At 54.2% G+C, this 17,093-nt stretch carries 17 protein-coding genes; 8 read left to right on the forward strand and 9 right to left on the reverse strand.

Annotation, left to right across the window (positions count from 1 at the left end):
• The first annotated feature begins 192 nt into the window (after positions 1-192).
• The 4 genes from fabI (at position 193) to pdeR (ending at position 6,460) form a co-directional block, all read left to right on the forward strand.
• Positions 193-981 (forward strand): enoyl-ACP reductase FabI, encoded by a 789-nt coding sequence (gene fabI, locus ACMWJS_RS05870; RefSeq protein ID WP_003856831.1) that lies wholly within the window; start codon positions 193-195, stop codon positions 979-981.
• A gap of 154 nt (positions 982-1,135) precedes the next feature.
• On the forward strand, positions 1,136-2,122 hold the full coding sequence (locus ACMWJS_RS05875) for a CMD domain-containing protein (RefSeq protein ID WP_069719060.1): 987 nt from the start codon (positions 1,136-1,138) through the stop codon (positions 2,120-2,122).
• An 88-nt stretch (positions 2,123-2,210) separates the two neighbouring features.
• Positions 2,211-4,145, forward strand: coding sequence for an exoribonuclease II (locus ACMWJS_RS05880; RefSeq protein WP_032647557.1), 1,935 nt, complete (start codon positions 2,211-2,213; stop codon positions 4,143-4,145).
• A gap of 323 nt (positions 4,146-4,468) precedes the next feature.
• On the forward strand, positions 4,469-6,460 hold the full coding sequence (gene pdeR / locus ACMWJS_RS05885) for a cyclic di-GMP phosphodiesterase (RefSeq protein WP_045908882.1): 1,992 nt from the start codon (positions 4,469-4,471) through the stop codon (positions 6,458-6,460).
• Here the strand turns inward: pdeR and ACMWJS_RS05890 are convergent.
• Positions 6,457-7,326, reverse strand: a complete 870-nt coding sequence (locus tag ACMWJS_RS05890; protein WP_032674921.1) for a crotonase/enoyl-CoA hydratase family protein — start codon at positions 7,324-7,326, stop codon at positions 6,457-6,459. The genes pdeR and ACMWJS_RS05890 overlap by 4 nt on opposite strands.
• A 193-nt stretch (positions 7,327-7,519) precedes the next feature.
• On the opposite strand from ACMWJS_RS05890, the gene ACMWJS_RS05895 reads away from it, so the two are divergent.
• The 3 genes from ACMWJS_RS05895 (at position 7,520) to osmB (ending at position 8,978) form a co-directional block, all read left to right on the forward strand.
• The gene (locus ACMWJS_RS05895; RefSeq protein ID WP_045908883.1) at positions 7,520-7,702 is read left to right on the forward strand and encodes a hypothetical protein; all 183 of its coding nucleotides are present in this window, start codon (positions 7,520-7,522) and stop codon (positions 7,700-7,702) included.
• A gap of 44 nt (positions 7,703-7,746) precedes the next feature.
• The gene (locus ACMWJS_RS05900; RefSeq protein WP_045908884.1) at positions 7,747-8,499 is read left to right on the forward strand and encodes a DNA-binding transcriptional regulator YciT; all 753 of its coding nucleotides are present in this window, start codon (positions 7,747-7,749) and stop codon (positions 8,497-8,499) included.
• Between the two features lie 260 nt (positions 8,500-8,759).
• Entirely contained in the window at positions 8,760-8,978 is a 219-nt protein-coding gene (gene osmB, locus ACMWJS_RS05905) for an osmotically-inducible lipoprotein OsmB (RefSeq protein WP_008501216.1), read from the forward strand.
• 105 nt (positions 8,979-9,083) lie between these two features.
• Here the strand turns inward: osmB and yciH are convergent, their stop codons facing one another.
• From yciH to pgpB, 5 genes are all read right to left on the reverse strand, one after another.
• Complete coding sequence (gene yciH, locus ACMWJS_RS05910) at positions 9,084-9,410, reverse strand: stress response translation initiation inhibitor YciH (RefSeq protein ID WP_063145056.1); 327 nt, start codon at positions 9,408-9,410, stop codon at positions 9,084-9,086.
• Positions 9,410-10,147, reverse strand: coding sequence for an orotidine-5'-phosphate decarboxylase (gene pyrF / locus ACMWJS_RS05915; protein ID WP_063621865.1), 738 nt, complete (start codon positions 10,145-10,147; stop codon positions 9,410-9,412). The genes yciH and pyrF overlap by 1 nt, the downstream gene beginning before the upstream one ends.
• Before the next feature lie 185 nt (positions 10,148-10,332).
• The gene (lapB, locus tag ACMWJS_RS05920) at positions 10,333-11,502 is read right to left on the reverse strand and encodes a lipopolysaccharide assembly protein LapB (protein WP_048029769.1); all 1,170 of its coding nucleotides are present in this window, start codon (positions 11,500-11,502) and stop codon (positions 10,333-10,335) included.
• Positions 11,503-11,508: 6 nt separating this feature from the next.
• The gene (locus tag ACMWJS_RS05925; protein ID WP_008501212.1) at positions 11,509-11,817 is read right to left on the reverse strand and encodes a LapA family protein; all 309 of its coding nucleotides are present in this window, start codon (positions 11,815-11,817) and stop codon (positions 11,509-11,511) included.
• A 148-nt stretch (positions 11,818-11,965) separates the two neighbouring features.
• Positions 11,966-12,733 carry a phosphatidylglycerophosphatase B gene (gene pgpB, locus ACMWJS_RS05930; RefSeq protein WP_048223612.1) on the reverse strand — a complete coding sequence of 256 codons (768 nt, stop codon included), beginning with the start codon at positions 12,731-12,733 and terminating at the stop codon, positions 11,966-11,968.
• A 197-nt stretch (positions 12,734-12,930) separates the two neighbouring features.
• On the opposite strand from pgpB, the gene ribA reads away from it, so the two are divergent.
• Positions 12,931-13,521 (forward strand): GTP cyclohydrolase II, encoded by a 591-nt coding sequence (ribA, locus tag ACMWJS_RS05935; RefSeq protein ID WP_008501210.1) that lies wholly within the window; start codon positions 12,931-12,933, stop codon positions 13,519-13,521.
• 182 nt (positions 13,522-13,703) lie between these two features.
• Here ribA and acnA read toward each other — a convergent pair whose 3' ends face one another.
• From acnA to ACMWJS_RS05950, 3 genes are all read right to left on the reverse strand, one after another.
• Positions 13,704-16,379: an aconitate hydratase AcnA gene (acnA, locus tag ACMWJS_RS05940; protein ID WP_032674926.1), complete on the reverse strand. Its 2,676-nt coding sequence runs from the start codon at positions 16,377-16,379 to the stop codon at positions 13,704-13,706.
• Positions 16,380-16,540: 161 nt separating this feature from the next.
• Positions 16,541-16,639: a small membrane protein YmiC gene (gene ymiC, locus ACMWJS_RS05945; protein ID WP_032623144.1), complete on the reverse strand. Its 99-nt coding sequence runs from the start codon at positions 16,637-16,639 to the stop codon at positions 16,541-16,543.
• Between the two features lie 310 nt (positions 16,640-16,949).
• Entirely contained in the window at positions 16,950-17,090 is a 141-nt protein-coding gene (locus tag ACMWJS_RS05950) for a YmiA family putative membrane protein (RefSeq protein WP_213327741.1), read from the reverse strand.
• Between the last annotated feature and the right edge of the window lie 3 nt (positions 17,091-17,093).

The following is a 17,093-nucleotide window of genomic DNA, read 5'->3' on the forward strand; positions in this document are numbered from 1 at the left end:
AAATTTCGCGCCCCCGCGTGTCCGCGACGCAATCTTCGGGACATGCGACTTCGGAGAAGTGCGAGAAATATCGTGACACAAGGGGCTGTGAGTGGGCTATAATTTCGAGCTAATTTCGAATGATTTTGAAATACTGCCTGTAACGCTATGAATTACAAGGCAAAATAAGCAATGAATATAAGGATTAAAGCTATGGGTTTTCTTTCCGGTAAGCGCATTCTGGTGACTGGCGTTGCCAGCAAACTGTCCATCGCATACGGCATCGCACAGGCAATGCATCGCGAAGGCGCTGAGCTGGCGTTCACCTACCAGAACGACAAGCTGAAAGGCCGTGTTGAAGAGTTTGCCGCGCAGCTGGGTTCCAGCATTGTTCTGGAATGTGACGTTGCACAAGACGAAAGCATCGACGGCATGTTTGCTGAACTGGCAAAAGCATGGCCGAAATTCGACGGTTTCGTTCACTCCATCGGCTTCGCTCCTGGCGACCAGCTGGACGGCGACTACGTGAACGCGGTAACCCGTGATGGCTTCAAAATCGCGCACGACATCAGCTCCTACAGCTTCGTTGCGATGGCGAAATCCTGCCGCGCGATGCTGAACCCGGGCGCAGCCCTGCTGACCCTGTCCTACCTGGGCGCTGAACGTGCTATCCCTAACTACAACGTTATGGGTCTGGCTAAAGCGTCTCTGGAAGCCAACGTACGCTACATGGCGAACGCAATGGGTCCTGAAGGCGTGCGTGTTAACGCCATCTCTGCGGGTCCTATCCGCACCCTGGCCGCTTCCGGTATTAAAGATTTCCGTAAAATGCTGGCACACTGCGAAGCGGTTACCCCGATTCGTCGTACCGTTACCATTGAAGATGTGGGTAACTCTGCAGCATTCCTGTGCTCTGACCTTTCCGCAGGTATCTCCGGCGAAGTGGTTCACGTTGACGGCGGCTTCAACATCGCTGCAATGAACGAGCTGGAAATTAAATAAGCTGTGACTCTCTTCCCGCCCGGGAAGAGAGTATTTCCCCCCGCGTCACCCCTTCGTTATTCCGTTCTGCTATTTGTTATCACCTAACAATATTTTTCCCTTTATCTGCCTTACGCCAGGATATTGATCGCCATTTTGAGATCAAGGAACGCACATGGAACAACGCCGTTTTTCCGGCAAAGGCCACTGGTATCATGAAACCCAGTCAAACCACGCGCAGACGGATGTTCTGCCCCTGGTGCCCGAAGCCGCTAACGTCGACGATCGTTTTTTGCTCGATTTAGCCCTGCCTGATGAGATTGTCGCCGCCTGTTCTGGCTGGCTTACTCCTGCCAGAGCCTTATGCCACCAGCTGTTTCCACTCTCAATTCCCGTGAACCGACTGCATACGCTCAGCGCTTACGATCGGCTCAGTACCGCGTTAACGGTCGCGCAGGCCTGCGGCGTTCAGCGGCTCTGTAACCACTACGCCGCCCTCCTCGCCCCGCTTCCCGGCCCGGACTCCTCGCGCGAAAGCAACCGCCGCCTGGCGCAAATCACCCAGTATGCCCGCCAGCTCGCCAGCTCTCCTGATGTCATTGATGATAAAGCCCGAAACCAGCTTGATGAGGTGGGCCTGTCCACGTACGACATCGTGGTGATTAACCAGATTATCGGCTTTATCGGTTTTCAGGCGCGCGTGGTCGCGATTTTTCAGGCGCTGTTGGGACATCCTGTTCGCTGGTTGCCGGGGCATCATATTCAGCCGCACACGCTTCCCGCGAGCCACGATGCATGGATGCCGCTTTTACCCGTCGTCGAGCTGCGCTACGCGAATGCGCATCAGCTGGAGTCCCTGTCCCGCTGGCAGTCCGAACCCGCGCTCGAGGCATTGACGCCGGTGCTTTGTCATGAGCCGACGCTGCTCGACCTGACCGGAGAAATCCTGTTAAACAGCCGCGCGGAGATCCCGCAGACCTCCCCCGCACTTTCGGCAGCGGTCGAACTGCTGACCCGCTCTCCGGACCGCTTCAGCGCCGCGCAGTTTACCCCGCTCACGGATCAAGGACTCCAGGGCGAATATGCCATCACGCTGCTTACCCAAAGTGCGTTTGATGGCTGGCTCAATCGTCTGAAAGTGGCGTTTGGTAAAGAGGAATAACCACACTCATTACCCAAAGACCGCTTGCTGAGACAGTGAGAATCGCGTAAAACTGTCAGCCGCTCAATGGCTACGAAAATAGAACATTATGTTTCAGGACAACCCGCTGCTAGCGCAGCTTAAACAGCAACTGCATTCCCAGACGCCGCGTGCAGAAGGGGTCGTAAAAGCCACGGAAAAGGGCTTTGGCTTCCTTGAAGTTGACGCGCAGAAAAGCTACTTCATTCCGCCACCGCAGATGAAGAAAGTGATGCATGGCGATCGCGTCATGGCCGTCATTCATACCGAGAAGGATCGCGAGTCCGCCGAACCGGAAGAACTGATCGAACCGTTCCTGACCCGTTTTGTGGGTAAGGTGCAGCGAAAAGACGATCGCCTTTCTATCGTGCCGGATCATCCTCTGCTGAAAGATGCCATTCCCTGCCGCGCCGCCCGTGGTGTTGAGCATGATTTTAAAGAAGGTGACTGGGCCGTAGCAGAAATGCGCCGTCATCCTCTGAAAGGCGATCGCGGTTTTTATGCGGAACTGACCCAGTTCATTACCTTTGGCGCCGATCATTTCGTGCCATGGTGGGTCACGCTGGCACGCCACAATCTTGAAAAAGAAGCGCCGAACGGCGTGGCAACCGAGATGCAGGACGAAGGTCTGACGCGTCGCGATCTTACCGCGCTGGAGTTTGTCACCATCGACAGCGCCAGCACCGAAGATATGGACGATGCGCTGTACGCTGAAGAGAGTGCCGACGGTAAACTGCACCTGACCGTTGCCATTGCCGATCCCACCGCCTGGATTGTTGAAGGCAGCAAGCTTGACGAAACGGCGAAAATCCGTGCGTTCACGAACTACCTGCCGGGCTTCAACATCCCAATGCTGCCGCGCGAATTGTCAGACGATCTCTGCTCGCTGCGTCCGAATGAAGTGCGTCCGGTCCTTGCCTGCCGCATGACCATTGCTGCGGATGGCGCGATTGAAGACGATATCGAGTTCTTTGCCGCCACCATCGAGTCGAAAGCCAAGCTGGCCTACGATAACGTCTCCGACTGGCTGGAAAATACCGGTAGCTGGAAACCTGAATCAGACGCCATTGCCGCGCAGATCCGTCTGCTGCATCGCATCTGTCTGAACCGCGGCGAGTGGCGTCAAACCCATGCGCTGGTGTTCAAAGATCGCCCGGATTATCGCTTTGTTCTGGGTGAGAAAGGCGAAGTGCTGGATATCGTGGCCGAACCGCGACGCATTGCGAACCGCATCGTTGAAGAGGCGATGATCTCCGCCAACATCTGTGCCGCACGCGTGCTGCGCGACAAGCTGGGCTTTGGTATTTACAACGTCCATACCGGCTTTGATCCAGCGAATACCGAAGCGCTGGCAGCCCTGCTGAAGAATCACGACGTGCACGTCGATCCGGAAGAAGTGCTCACGCTGCCGGGCTTCTGCAAGCTTCGCCGCGAACTGGACGCGCAGCCATCGGGCTTCCTGGACAGCCGCATTCGTCGCTTCCAGTCCTTCGCAGAAATCAGCACCGAGCCTGGCCCGCACTTTGGTCTCGGCCTCGAAGCCTACGCGACCTGGACGTCACCGATCCGTAAGTATGGCGATATGGTTAACCACCGTCTGCTGAAAGCGATTATCAAAGGCGAAACCGTTGCCCGTCCTCAGGAGGACACCACGCTGCAGATGGCCGATCGCCGTCGTCTGAACCGCATGGCGGAACGTGACGTTGGCGACTGGCTGTACGCACGCTTCCTGCAGGATAAAGCCGGTACGGATACCCGTTTCGCCGCAGAAATCATCGATATCAGCCGCGGAGGGATGCGCGTCCGTCTGGTCGATAACGGTGCTGTCGCGTTTATTCCTGCGCCATTCCTGCATGCTGTGCGCGATGAAATGGTCTGTAGTCAGGAAAACGGTACGGTGCAAATTAAAGGTGAAACAGTTTACAAAGTCACCGACGTGATTGACGTCACCATTGCTGAAGTCCGTATGGAAACCCGCAGTATTATCGCGCGTCCTGTCGCCTGATAACCTGTTCAATTGTCGGTCATTTCCTTTCCGGAAGGGCCGACAATTTTTCTTTTTACCCCCGCCACAAAAGCATTATTTTTTCTTACTATTTTCAGTCTCCCTTCGCCCAAATTCGCCATAATTATCTACAGTAAAAGAGTGTTGTTATATTCGGTTACGTGAATTTTTATACGCTCAGTATCCTTTTTAACCTGACTCGTTTTATTATCAGAAATCAGGGAAAAACAATAAGTTCACTTCGGTTTTACCGCTGTTTCTCAACGGAAAAGTCGACTGCAAATGAATAATTTGTGCGCTAATGAACAGCTGCGGGAGAAAACATGATGGACGATCTGGAGCAGAATTTGCTGTTTCGCTACATGGGGACTCACAGCCCATGGTGGCGTTTGTCAGCTGACAGCAATGCTCTGCACCTTGCCGCCAGTGAAAATGCCGATGTCACTCAGGTGATTGCGCTGGACGACGATCAGGCCGATCTTATCCGTCACTTAACCGTGATTACCTCCAGCATTTCCATGACGCTCTCGTTATTCGGGGAAGACCTCCCGGTTCACCTTGTTGGGCGGAAAATTACCCGTAACGAGTGGGCCGGTACCGCTTCCGCCTGGCATGATACCCCCTCCGTGGCGCGCGACCTGGCTCAGGGACTCTCTTTCGCGGAACAGGTCGTTTCAGAGGCTAACTCCGTCATTGTTATCCTCGATCAGAACGGCAATATTCAGCGCTTTAACCGACTAAGCGAAGAGTATACCGGCCTGAAAGAGCAGGAAGTGATTGGCCAGAACGTGTTTAAGCTGTTTATGAGCCGCAGCGAAGCGGCAGCCTCAAAGCGCAATATTTCCGGTTTCTTCCGCAACGGCAGTTCCTATGAAGTCGAGCGCTGGATCAAAACGCGTAAAGGGCAACGACTGTTTCTGTTCAGAAACAAATTCGTTCACAGCGGCAGCGGTAAAAATGAAATTTTCCTTATCTGTTCCGGTACCGATATTACCGAGGAACGCCGCGCTCAGGAACGGCTGCGCGTGCTGGCCAATACCGATACCATCACCGGCTTGCCAAACCGCAATGCGATCCACGACCTGATTTCTGACGCCATCACTCACCGCGGCGACACGCAGGTTGGTGTGGTGTATCTCGATCTGGACAACTTTAAAAAGGTCAACGACGCTTACGGACATATGTTTGGCGATCAGCTGTTACAGGCTGTCGCGCTCGCCATTTTGAGCTGTCTGGATGAGGAACAGGTGCTGGCACGACTTGGCGGTGATGAGTTTATCGTCATGGCCACCAATACCTCTCAGGGCTCTCTGGAAGCGATGGCGTCGCGCATTTTAACCCGCCTGCGCCAGCCGTTCCGAATCGGTCTGATTGAAATTTACACCGGCTGTTCCCTGGGCATCGCCCTCGCCCCACAGCATGGCAACGACCGGGAAAGCGTGATTCGTAACGCCGATACCGCCATGTACACCGCCAAAGAGAACGGCCGGGGCAAGTTCTGCGTCTTCTCGCCCGAGATGAACCAACGCGTGTTTGAGTATCTCTGGCTGGATACCAACCTGCGTAAAGCGCTGGATAACGATCAGCTCCTGATCCACTATCAGCCAAAAATCACCTGGCGCGGCGAGGTCAGAAGCCTGGAAGCGCTGGTCCGCTGGCAATCACCCGAACGCGGTTTGATCCCACCGCTGGAGTTTATCTCTTATGCCGAGGAGTCGGGGTTGATCGTGCCGCTGGGCCGCTGGGTGATGCTCGATGTGGTTCGCCAGGTGGCAAAATGGCGCGATAAGGGAATAAACCTGCGCGTGGCCGTGAACGTCTCTGCGCGTCAGCTGGCCGACCAGACTATCTTTAGCGACTTAAAGCAGGCGCTGAAGGATCTTAACTTTGAATACTGCCCGGTGGACGTCGAATTAACCGAAAGCTGTCTTATCGAGAACGAAGAGCTGGCGCTCTCCGTGATCCAGCAGTTCAGCAGACTGGGGGCGCAAATTCATCTCGACGATTTTGGTACCGGCTACTCCTCCCTTTCGCAGCTGGCCCGCTTCCCTATTGACGCCATAAAACTCGATCAATCGTTTGTCAGGGATATTCACAAGCAGTCCATCTCCCAGTCACTTGTGCGCGCCATCGTTGCGGTGGCGCAGGCGTTAAACCTGCAGGTGATTGCCGAAGGGGTCGAAAATGCAAAAGAAGACGCCTTTCTGACCAAGAACGGCGTCAACGAACGGCAGGGTTTTCTGTTTGCTAAGCCGATGCCCGCTGCCGCATTCGAGCGATGGCTAAAACGCTATCAGGCGCGAAAACAGCATTAACTGGCTTTACGCAAGCCCGCCGCGTGATGGCGGTTTTGCAGCATCACCAGACGCTCCATATAGGCGATATCTTTCGGTTCAAGGCAGAAAGCCGCGTCTACCCAGTCCTCCGTGATGTCCATCAGTTCACTGCGCGGCAATTGCAGAACGCGCGTCCGGGCGCGCAGCATCGCCCTCACGCCATTCAGTTTTGGCCGTAGCGTGTCGATGAAGGTTCGGGTGGAGACATAGCTTTGTCCGGGTTCAAACAGGAGATCCACCAGGCCGTGCTGTTCGTACCATTCCGCTGTATGGGATTCCCCTTTGTAGATGAGCTCCTCTGCCAGCTTCATGCCTGAACGGCGTGCAACCAGGGAATATCCCCCCATGCCCGGAAACAGGTTAAAGGCAATTTCGGGGAAACCTAAGCGGGCGTCGCGCTGAGCCAGAACGAAATGGTGCGCAAGAGCGGCCTCAAACCCGCCCCCTAACGCGCTGCCTTCAACCATAGCCAGAGAGATGGCCCCCGTATCAAATCCCCGCGAGGCCGCATGCACGCAATCAACGCAGGCGCGCGCATAGGCCCGTAACGCTTCACGTCGACCGTGCTGAATGCACTCAACGAAGAACTGCAGGTCACCGCCCGCGTTATACATTTCGGGAACCAGCGATCCGGTCACCCAAAAATCAACCGCAAAACCAGACTGGCGGACGAGCCATGAAAAATTCATGATCTCCTCTATCAACGCATGGTTAAAGCAAGGCCGTGGCTGAGCCCGTAACATCATCCAGACGGTATGTCGCTCCGCCTCGTAATACCCTGACAGCTGGGTGAACCGTTCAGTATCGGTAAACAGTGTACAGGTAGGCTGATTGATAACTGTCATAGTCTACTTCCTCCTATAAAAAAGCGCGTTGCGCGCAGTTTTAGACTAATCCACTCAATAAGCCCGCTGTATGAGGGGGAATAATTTTATCACTTCCGTTTATGTAATTTAGTTATTGCATTTTTTCCCTTCTCTTTTGAACCCAATTTCTGCATCATTGAAAATATTAACTTTTCGCGCCTGGGGTGAGATTATGTCTACGATTGACGCACAAGCTGTAGCACAACGAATTGATACCGTGCTGGATATCCTGGTGGCGGGCGATTATCACTCTGCTATCCGTAATCTTGAGATCCTGAAGTCTGAACTTCTTGCTCAGCATGGTGCTGACGCTGCGCCCGAAAACAGACAGCCAAAAGCGCCGTGGGAAGTTTAACGCCCACCGTTTCCGACCTCGTTTCGCTTTATTAAATGGATGCTATGAATTCCCGACAACAACTCATTTTGCAGATGGTCATCGATCAGGGACGCGTAAGCGTAGTCGATCTCGCGAAAACCACTGGCGTTTCTGAAGTCACCATCCGTCAGGATCTTAATCTGCTGGAAAAACAGAGCTACCTGCGTCGCGCGCACGGCTATGCGGTCCCGCTGGACAGTGATGACGTTGAGACGCGCATGATGAACAACTACGCGCTCAAACGTGAACTGGCGGAATTTGCTGCCTCCCTGGTGAACAACGGTGAGACCGTCTTTATTGAAAACGGCAGCAGTAATGCCCTTCTGGCGCGAACACTTGCCGATCAAAAAGACGTTACCATCATCACCGTCAGTAGCTATATCGCGCATCTGCTTAAAGAGACGCGCTGCGAGGTGATTCTGCTCGGCGGTATTTATCAGAAAAAAAGCGAAAGCATGGTTGGCCCGCTGACCCGTCAGTACGTCCAGCAGGTTCATTTCAGTAAGGCCTTTATCGGGATTGACGGCTGGCAGCCGGAGACAGGTTTTACCGGCCGGGATATGATGCGCTCTGACGTGGTCAATGCCGTACTGGAAAAAGAGTGCGAAGCCATTGTGCTCACCGACAGCTCTAAATTTGGAGCCGTTCATCCTTACACGATGGGTCCCGCTTCACGCTTTAGCCGTGTGATTACCGATGATCGTTTGAGCGAAGCACATCGCAATAAACTCGAAGAGAGCGGTCTGATCGTCAATATTATTGAAACCAGCGCCTGATTTCCCTCCGCGCCCGAATTTCGGGCGCGCATGTTCTTTCTCTGAGATGATTCTTAACCCTGCTTTAAGAGTTTTTACCTGTATAACCTGCCCTAAAGTCGTAAAATTACTGTTAGCGATATAACAGGAAGTGACTATCACCTGCGTGATGAAGTAACGCCTGCGCGACCAGCTTTCACGGGGAAAAGAATTAAGTATTCGATTCGTCTATACTTAACGTGTACATCTTTCCGTGAATCGATAATTCAGGAGAAAGTATTATGACCTTAACCAGCAAAAAATTAGCCGCCGCTGTTCTGGCAATCACTGTAGCAATGTCCCTGAGCGCATGCTCTAACTGGTCTAAACGTGACCGTAACACCGCGATTGGTGCCGGTGCCGGTGCTCTCGGTGGTGCAGTATTAACGGATGGTAGTACGCTGGGTACATTAGGTGGCGCTGCTGTCGGTGGTATTATCGGTCACCAGGTTGGCAAATAATTATTATCTAAGCCTTCCTCGATATTGCGATATTTAAACGCATTTCAGGTCTGACATACGCACGTATATAACACGAGCCACGGCATTTGCCGTGGCTCATTTATTTTAGCCGCCTGCCAGTTTAACTTTCATGCCTTTGGCTTCCAGCAGTGATTTTATTAAATCACGTTTATCACCCTGGATTTCAATAATCCCGTCCTTCACGGCACCGCCGCAGCCACATTTCTTTTTCAGCTCGGCAGCCAGCTTAGTCAGTTCTGCATCATCCAGATCAATGCCGGAGATAAGGCAGACCCCTTTCCCCTTACGTCCGCTGGTTTGACGCTGAATCCGAACGATACCGTCTCCCTTTGGACGCTCCACTTTGGCTTTCGGTTCGTCTATCCGCCCGGAATCGGTTGAGTAGACCAGACGGCTGTTGGAATCGGTCATTACGCCCCCTTGTTCAGCGATGCATTGATAGCCTTAAGCGTCTCAGCCGGGTTTGCAGACTGCGTCACCGGACGCCCGATAACCATATAGTCTACGCCCGCCGCCAGCGCCTGCTCAGGCGTCATAATGCGGCGCTGATCGCCCACGTCGCTGCCCGCAGGGCGAATCCCTGGCGTGACGAGTTTAAAATCCTGGCCCAGTGCTGATTTGAAACGTACCGCTTCCTGCGCGGAGCAGACAACGCCATCCAGGCCGCACTGCTGCGTCAAACGGGCGAGACGTTCAGCATGCTCCGCAGGTGACAACGTCACGCCAAGGTCGCGTAAATCACTTTCGTCCATACTGGTCAGCACGGTGACGGCGATCAGCAACGGCGCGTCCTTACCGAACGGCAGGAGCGCCTCACGGGCGGCGGTCATCATTCTTGCCCCACCCGACGCATGGACGTTGACCATCCATACGCCCAACTCTGCGGCTGCAGCAACGGCGTGGGCCGTGGTATTCGGAATATCATGGAATTTGAGGTCGAGGAAAACGTCAAAGCCGCGCTGTTGCAGATCGCGAACGATTTGCGGTCCAAACAGCGTGAACATCTCTTTGCCAACTTTCAGACGGCAGTCGCGAGGGTCGATACCGTCGACAAACGCCAGTGCAGCGTCACGCTTATTGTAATCAAGCGCAACAACAACAGGAGAATCCGTAATTACGCGGGAAGTGGAGGATGTAACAGACGTCATGACCAGCCCTTTTCGTCTATGGGCGCGCAGCGGCGCGGAACAGATAAACGGCCAGCATTCTACCTGCCGCCGCCGCAAATTGACAGAAGCCATTTATGTCCCTGCCAGGCTGGCAAACCGCACGGTGTTGAGAAAGTGCTAAAAGCCATCAGTATGTTGTAACTAAAATGAAGGCTTTTAAAAAATCACTGCCCGTCCAGGCCGCGGATTGGCTTGATGGTTGACCAGGCCCGGCATGAAGGACAATGCCAGTAGAGGGTATAGGCGGTAAAACCACACTTCTGGCAACGGTAGCGCGGCTTGCTGCGCACCTGTTCGCCAACCATGTCGCGCAGCACCATCAGGCTCTCTTTGGCGCGCCCTTCTTCCGCGTCGTTCAGGTGGTAATCCATCAGCTTATGGAAGACCCGCATCGTCGGATGACGCTGAAGCTGTCGGGTGATATAGACCTGCGCGGTGTCGCCACCCTCATACTGCTCAACAACGTCAGCGAGCATCAGTTCCGCGGTTGCGCCGGTATTCTCTTCCACGCAGCGACGCAGGAACGCCACCCACTCCTCCCGCTTGTCCAGCTGTTGATAGCAGGTTTGCAGCATCTCCAGCGTTTCACTGACCAGCTCTTTGTCCTGGTCGATAACCCGCAGCAGGCTTTCAACGGCTTTGGCGTAGTCGCCATTCGCCATAAAGACGCGCCCCATCATGATAGAGATACGGGCGCTGTTGCGGTCCGCGGCGGCACCTTTCTTCAGCAACGTCATGGCCTTATCCATGTCGTCGTTGCCCATCTGCTGAAGGGCAAGTTCACAGTAGAAATGGGCTATCTCAACGCGCTGCTTATCTTTACCCAGCTTCACCAGACGTTCGGCCGTATCAATGGCTTTTTGCCAGTCGCTGGTGGCCTGATAGATCTGCAGGAGCTGCTGCAACGCGCCGATGCGGAAATCTGTTTCATCCACCAGCTGAGCGAACATATCTTCAGCGCGATCGTACAACCCCGCGGCCATGTAATCTCGTCCCAGCTGTTGTACGGCCAGGAGTCGTTGATCGTAGGTCAGCGAGGCGCTTTCCATCAGGGTCTGGTGAATACGAATAGCGCGATCAACCTCGCCGCGCGAGCGGAACAGGTTACCCAGGGTAAGATGCGCTTCAACGGTCCCCGTATCCTCTTTCAGCATGTCGAGGAACAGGTCCACCGCTTTGTCCTGCTGATTGCTCAGGAGGAAGTTGACCCCCGCAACGTAGTCGCGGGAGAGTCGGTTGGCCTCATCCTGTTTTGTTTGTTGCGCACTTCTGCGGCCCATATACCAGCCATAGGCTGCGGCGACAGGCAAAAGCAGAAACAACAACTCCAGCATCGTCGATTATTCCTTCACGACCGGCACGCCAGAGCTTTCCGGCATGTCGGACGCAGGCGCAATGTGATGTTCGAGTCGTTTGATTTTACGTTCTGCGCGCGCAAGCGAAACACGGACTTTTAACCAGAACAAACCGCAAACCAACCAGCCAATGGCAAAGCCTGCAGCAAATAAGACCGCGAGCAGGCTCGACACACGGTATTCACCCTGAGCCAGCAGATAGTTAAACGTCACCTGCTGATCGTTTTGTGCACCCAATGTGACTGAAATGACAAAAATCGCCAATACCAGTAAGAAAATGAGTAAATATTTCACATTACTTCCCGTTATGTGGTTCAAGCGAATAAAGTGTGTTCAACTTAACGCAATCAGCCTTATAAACTACCATTTTAGTGACGGGCGCGAAACGGAAAAAGTGACGCGCACGTCATGGATCTATGGGCAAAATGCGGAATATCAACCGTCAGGCGTCCGTTTGGTCCCTTTCGGCTATTTCTTCTTTCTCTTCCGGCGGTGGCGTTAGCGGGCCGCAGAATCGTTCAGCCAGCCAGGTCGCCAGCATCACCAGCAGCCACGAGATGAGCGTGGCAACGACCAGATCCCGTGGCCAGTGCATCCCCAGCAGTAAGCGGCTGCCCATGACCGCCGTCGCCCAGACCAGTAGAATCACGATGGTGACCGTACGACGTCTTGGCCAAAGCAGCCCAACCCCCAGCAGCGCCCAGCTGGCGGCAAACATGGTATGGCCAGAAGGAAACGCGAACCCGGTCTCTTTCTGCCAGTGTTTTCGCAAGAATTTCGGGATATCTTGCTGTTCCGCAAGCTGTTCTTTGACCAGCGCGCCGCGATCTTTACGCTTTAAAGTGTAGAACTCATCCACCGGAACATGGTGCGTTTTTTCCAGCCAGACGACAAAAGGACGCGGCTCCTGAACGCGATCTTTCACCCAGGATTTTACGCCCTGACCGATAAGGATAGCGCCACCGAGGATAGCAAAGAGCATCAGCGCCGCGCGCAGACGAAAACGCAGGCACCACAGAAACCAGGCGCAGAGGAGAACGTGGGTAATTATTCCCCAGGGCTGGGTGACCGTTTCCGTAATCCAGTATAACGTTTTCAACCACGTGGCGTTCTGCCCGGGCTGCCACATCCACCCGGAAAGCCATACGGCCAAAGGCATAATCAGTAAAATGGCCGCACCTGCTGCCGTACGTCTGGCGATTGAATGCATGTTTTCTCCTTTTTCGCTAAGCGTCACAATCATAACTGAAATTTATTCACCTGGTGGAGATGTCGGATCGTGCGTTTAACGTTCATATAGCATGGTGCCCATTAGGCGAACATGCTGAGCTTGTGGCAAAATAAACTGATACAGAAAGCAAAACAGGGCACAGGCACGAAACGTGTCAGCCTACTCTGGAGAATCACATGCAGCTTAAACGTGTGGCAGAAGCCAAACTGCCAACCCCATGGGGCGATTTCCTGATGGTGGGTTTTGAAGAACTGGCAACCGGACAGGATCATGTCGCACTGGTGTATGGCGACATTTCAGGGCAGACACCGGTGCTGTCCCGCGTCCATTCAGAGTGTCTCACCGGCGATGCGTTGTTCAGCCTGCGCTGTGATTGCGGTTTTCAGCTGGAAGCAGCCCTTTCTCATATTGCTGAAGAAGGCCGCGGCGTGCTGCTTTATCACCGTCAGGAAGGGCGTAATATTGGTTTGCTGAATAAAATTCGCGCCTACGCGCTTCAGGACCAGGGCTACGATACGGTTGAAGCGAACCATCAACTCGGTTTTGCCGCTGACGAACGTGATTTCACCCTCTGCGCCGATATGTTCAAGCTGCTGGGCGTGGACGAAGTACGTCTGCTGACCAATAACCCGAAGAAAGTGGAGATCCTGACCGAAGCCGGGATCAACATCGTTGAACGCGTACCGCTGATTGTCGGCCGTAACCCGAAAAACGCCCACTACCTTGATACCAAAGCCGCCAAAATGGGCCATCTGCTGAAAGAGTGATGCTACCTGAAATTGATGACAAACCCTGTTATCAACAACTTAGCCGTTTTTTGCCGGGTGACGCTGCGCTTACCCGGCCTACTGTAATTTGTAGGCCCGTGCAAGCGTAGCGCCGCCGGGCGAAACGTACATCAAGCACTTTGTCAGCAGTCTGAGCCCGGTACGCGTGCCGGGCTCGTTCATCAATCCAGCATCTTACGAATCACGTAATGTAAAATGCCGTCGTTCTGGTAGTAGGTCAGCTCGGTTGCCGTATCAATACGGCACCGGCAATCCAGCACCTCGGTTTTCCCGTCTGCCCGCGTTAACGTTACCGGCACCGTTTTACCCGGCTGCAGGTTTTGCAGGCCGCTAATGTCAATCTGCTCTTCCCCGGTCAGGCCCAGCGTTTTACGCGTCACGCCCTGCGGGAACTCAAGCGGCAGGATCCCCATGCCGATCAAATTCGAACGGTGAATACGTTCGAACGATTCGGCGATGACCACCCGAACGCCAAGCAGGCGCGGACCTTTCGCCGCCCAGTCGCGGCTGGAGCCGGAACCGTACTCTTTACCGGCAATCACCGCCAGCGGCGTCCCTTCCTGTTGGTATTTAACGGCCGCATCATAGATCGACACGACTTCCGTTCCAGGCAGATGACGCGTCATGCCCCCTTCCACACCCGGCACCATTTCGTTACGAATGCGGATGTTGGCAAAGGTCCCGCGCATCATGACTTCATGGTTACCGCGGCGCGAGCCGTAAGAGTTAAAATCGCGGCGTTCGACACCCCGGCTTTGCAGGTAACGGCCTGCCGGGCTATCGGCTTTGATGCTCCCCGCCGGAGAGATATGGTCCGTCGTGACAGAATCCCCAAGCATGGCCAGGATACGCGCGCCATGGATATCCTTAAGCGGCGCGGGCTCGGCCTGCATCTCATCAAAGAATGGCGACAGACGAATATAGGTCGAGTCATCCTGCCAGCCATAGGTATCCGAACCTGCAACATTGATGGCTTTCCATTCCGGCGTGCCTTCAAAGACTTCCGCGTACTCTTTGCGGAACATCTCGGTAGAAACCTTCTCAACGGCCAGCGCGATTTCTCGCGAGGATGGCCAGATATCTTTCAGATAGACAGGATCATTCTTGCGATCGTGGCCAATCGGATCGGTCACCAGGTTGATATTCATGTTCCCCGCGAGAGCGTATGCCACGACCAGCGGCGGCGAAGCAAGCCAGTTGGTTTTTACCAGCGGGTGAATGCGCCCTTCAAAGTTTCGGTTACCGGAAAGAACGGCGCCTACCGTCAGGTCACCCTGCTTGATCGCCGTTTCGATGGGTTCAGGCAGTGGCCCGGAGTTACCAATACAGGTCGTACAGCCGTAGCCCACGAGGTTAAAGCCCAGCTCGTCCAGGTACGGCGTCAGTTTGGCCTGAGCCAGGTAGTCCGACACCACTTTGGATCCAGGCGCCAGCGAGGCCTTAACCCACGGCTGAGGTTTTAACCCAAGCTCGACCGCCTTTTTAGCCAGCAGACCGGCTGCCATCAATACGCTGGGGTTGGACGTGTTGGTGCAGGAGGTAATGGCGGCAATAACAACCGCGCCATCCGGAAGCTGATACTGATGCCCGTTCAGAACATAGTCGACGGGACGATGGTCTTTCTGCGCCACGTTCACTTCCAGGGCATTGCTGGCGGCAAACGCTTTCGGCACGTCAGACAAAGCAACCCGATCCTGCGGACGTTTCGGCCCTGCGAGGCTCGCTTCGACGCTTCCCATATCAAGTTCAAGCGTGCTGGTGAAAACAGGCTCATCGCCCGGATTGCGCCACATGCCCTGCGCTTTGGTATAGGCTTCCACCAGCGCGACCTGCTCTTCGCTGCGACCGCTAAGGCGCATGTACTCCAGCGTGACGTCGTCAATGGGGAAAAAGCCGCAGGTGGCACCGTATTCCGGCGCCATATTGGCAATGGTGGCGCGGTCGGCCAGCGGCAGCGAATCCAGACCGTCACCGTAGAATTCAACAAACTTGCCCACCACACCATGCTTACGCAGCATCTGGGTGACGGTCAGTACCAGATCGGTGGCGGTAATGCCTTCAGAAAGCTTTCCGGTCAGCTTGAAGCCCACCACATCCGGGATAAGCATGGATACCGGCTGGCCGAGCATGGCGGCTTCCGCTTCAATACCGCCGACGCCCCAGCCCAGCACGCCCAGACCGTTGATCATGGTGGTATGCGAATCCGTGCCCACCAGGGTGTCTGGATAAGCGACCCACTCTTTATCCTGCAATTCGCTCCAGACGGCTTTACCCAGATATTCAAGGTTCACCTGGTGACAAATGCCGGTGCCTGGCGGGACCACGCTAAACCGGCTGAACGCCTGCTGTCCCCACTTCAGAAATACGTAGCGCTCGTGGTTACGCTCCATCTCCAGACGCACGTTTTCGCCAAAGGCGTCATCATCACCGAAGTGGTCAACGGTGACGGAGTGGTCAATGACGAGGTCAACCGGGGAAAGCGGGTTAACTTTAGCCGTATCCCCGCCGAGACGCTTAACGGCTTCGCGCATCGCGGCCAAATCAACCACGGCCGGAACACCGGTAAAGTCCTGCATCAGCACCCTTGCCGGGCGGTAGGCGATTTCTCTGTCGGCATGGGCCTTCTCAAGCCACCCTGCCAGCGCCTGGATATCATCGAGCGTGACAGAGTCACCGTCCTGCCAGCGCAAGAGGTTTTCCAGTAAAACTTTCAATGACTTGGGTAAACGCGAAATGTCCCCAAGCGTTCTGGCAGCCAGCGGCAGGCTGTAGTAGTGCCAGGTTTTATTTTCTGCCTGTAATGTGTCCTTACTGGCTTCGCGTAGGGTTAACGACATAAGCTCCTCCTTAATCACAGAGATGCCCTGACAATCATCAGGGCCGTAATTAAAGATAACACAAAGATGTCGTAACGTTTTGATAACAACCCAAATTGATAAATTTAGGATTGGTCCAGCGCGGGGAAACAAAAAACCCCGCCGTAGCGAGGTTTTACAATTTAGTGGAGCGCCAGCCAGATGAGCTGACTCCAGAACAGAATCGACACGGTAAAAACGCCGATCCACGACCAGTATTTGTGAGACGTCATGTTATTCATCATAGGGACACCAGGCATTATTTATAAAAATTCCGAGGTCGTTCCTCAGTGCTATATTGCTGATGTGTATTTATTAAAGAGTACAAAAGCGCAGAGTCGATATTCAGACTATTTGCATCATTACGCAATAAACTAAATTATTGTTTTTTGGGTTCGTCTTCTGCGAACACATCAATAAAAGCCTGCTGCTGCGGCGTCAGTTTCCAGGACGCGGGTACAACAGTCGCAGGTGCTTTACGCCCTCTGTGGCCGCTGTCACGATGCTGACACATCTGTTTTACCGAAGCTGTACGTACCGTCACTGACATATTTAACCCCAATATTTCCAGGCCAGGAGAGCAACCACCACCCAAAACAGGGTAGAGACGAGAAAGACCGCCAGCCAGGCTTTACGCTTGAGCGCAGGATCCCTTTGCGGTTCTTCACTTCCTGAAGGCATTGCTAACCTCATACA

Source organism: Enterobacter sp. HK-058-C-ECC, from assembly GCF_047531125.1.
GTDB classification, from domain to species: domain Bacteria; phylum Pseudomonadota; class Gammaproteobacteria; order Enterobacterales; family Enterobacteriaceae; genus Enterobacter; species Enterobacter quasiroggenkampii.